General features: G+C 72.5%; 3 protein-coding genes. All 3 read right to left on the bottom strand.

Features of this window, described 5'->3' with window-relative positions; all coding sequences use genetic code 11:
* Positions 1-353: homocysteine S-methyltransferase family protein (locus ACWD6P_RS36970; RefSeq protein ID WP_451448604.1), on the bottom strand; the 353-nt coding region annotated here is incomplete at its 3' end.
* On the bottom strand, positions 350-1,366 hold the full coding sequence (locus tag ACWD6P_RS36965; protein ID WP_451448603.1) for a carbohydrate kinase family protein: 1,017 nt from the start codon (positions 1,364-1,366) through the stop codon (positions 350-352). The genes ACWD6P_RS36965 and ACWD6P_RS36970, both read right to left, overlap by 4 nt.
* Positions 1,367-1,456: 90 nt before the next feature.
* The coding region (locus ACWD6P_RS36960; protein ID WP_451448602.1) for a methionine adenosyltransferase domain-containing protein at positions 1,457-1,888 on the bottom strand (432 nt) is incomplete at its 5' end.

Raw genomic sequence — 1,888 nt, 5'->3', positions numbered from 1 at the left:
TAGCGCTGCTGGCCGGTCGAGGCGGTGAACTCGTCGGCGACCTCGCGGGCGATCCGGGCGCCGGCCTCGGACAGCTCGAAGACCCGCTCGGGGATCTCGTACTCGGCGAGGGCGGCGAAGTTCGCGCCGAACGTGTTGGTCTCCACGCAGTCGACGCCGACCGCGAAGTACTCCTCGTGCACCGACCGGACGATGTCCGGCCGGGTGACGTTGAGGATCTCGTTACAGCCCTCCAGCTGCTGGAAATCGTCCAGACTCGGGTCCTGGGCCTGGAGCATCGTGCCCATCGCCCCGTCGGCCACCACCACGCGAGTGGCGAGTGCCTCCCGGAGGGTTTCGGGAGCGGCTGTCACAAGGCGTCGCCGCCCTCGGGCGCGGCGGCCAGGTGGGGTGCGATCTCCGCGGCGGCATCGGGGCCGTACGCGGTCGTGAGGTTGGCGAGCAGCCGGCCGGGGGTGGCCTGGTACGTCTGGGAGCCGACGGTGCGGATCGCCTCGGCCGCGACCGCGCAGCCGAGCCGGGCCGCGGCCGTCAGGCCCAGTCCCCGGACGGTGGCGGCGAGGAAACCGGCGCGGAACGCGTCGCCGACGCCGGTCGGATCGGCGACCGGGACGTCGGGCACGGCGGGGACGCGGAGGGAGGTGCCGTCTGCGCGTTCGGCGCGAGCGCCGTGCTCGCCGAGCGTGGTGATCCAGGTGCCGACCCGGTCGAGGACCTCGCCGCGGGTCCAGCCGGTGCGTTCGAGCAGCAGGGCGGCCTCGTACTCGTTGGTGAAGAGCCAGCGGGCGCCGTCCACGAGGTCTCGCACCTGCGCGCCGTCGAGGCGGGCGAGCTGCTGCGAGGGGTCGGCGGCGAACGGGATGCCCAGCTCCCGGCACTGCCGGGTGTGGCGGAGCATCGCCTCGGGGTCGTTGGGCGCGATCAGCACCAGGTCGGGCCGGGTGCCGGGGGCGGCCGAGGCGTCCCCGACCAGGGCCGTCAGGTCGATGTCGCGCGCCTCGGCCATGGCGCCCGTGTAGAACGCGGCGATCTGGTTGGCGTCCTGGTCGGTGGTGCACATGAACCGGGCGGTCTGCCGCTCGCCGGAGACCAGGACGCCGCCGGTGTCGACGCCGTGTTCTTTGAGCCACACCTCGTACGGCCCGAAGTCGGCGCCGACCGCGCCGACCAGGAGAGGTCTGAGGCCGAGGCCGCCGAGCCCGAAGGCGATGTTGGCGGCGACGCCGCCGTGCCGTACTTCGAGGTCGTCGACGAGGAACGACAGGGAGACATGGTCCAGTTGACCGGGGATCAGCTGGTCCGTGAACCTGCCGGGAAACACCGTCAGATGGTCGGTGGCGATCGAGCCGGACACCGCGATACGCACGTGAGCACTCCCGTTGGGTGCGTGGGCCGGGGCAGAGGCCGTTGGGTTGACCGGCCGGTCTGCGGCCGGTCGTCGGTTGGTGAGGTCGGGTCAGAGTCCGGCCGCGGCCCTGAGCTGCTCGGCGCGGTCGGTCTTCTCCCAGGTGAAGTCGGGCAGTTCGCGGCCGAAGTGGCCGTAGGCGGCGGTCTGGGAGTAGATCGGGCGGAGCAGGTCGAGGTCGCGGATGATGGCGGCCGGGCGCAGGTCGAAGACCTCGGAGATGGCCCGCTCGATGGCGGCCTGCGGGACGGTCGCGGTGCCGAAGGTCTCGACGAACAGTCCGACCGGCTCGGCCTTGCCGATGGCGTAGGCGACCTGGACCTCGCAGCGGGTTGCGAGCCCGGCGGCGACGACGTTCTTGGCGACCCAGCGCATGGCGTAGGCGGCCGAGCGGTCGACCTTGGACGGGTCCTTGCCGGAGAAGGCGCCGCCGCCGTGGCGGGCCATACCGCCGTAGGTGTCGATGATGATCTTGCGGCCGGT

The organism is Streptomyces sp. NPDC002446 (assembly GCF_053595675.1).
The sequence above is the reverse complement of the archived record's forward strand: the minus strand, read 5'-3'. Positions and strand labels throughout refer to the sequence as shown.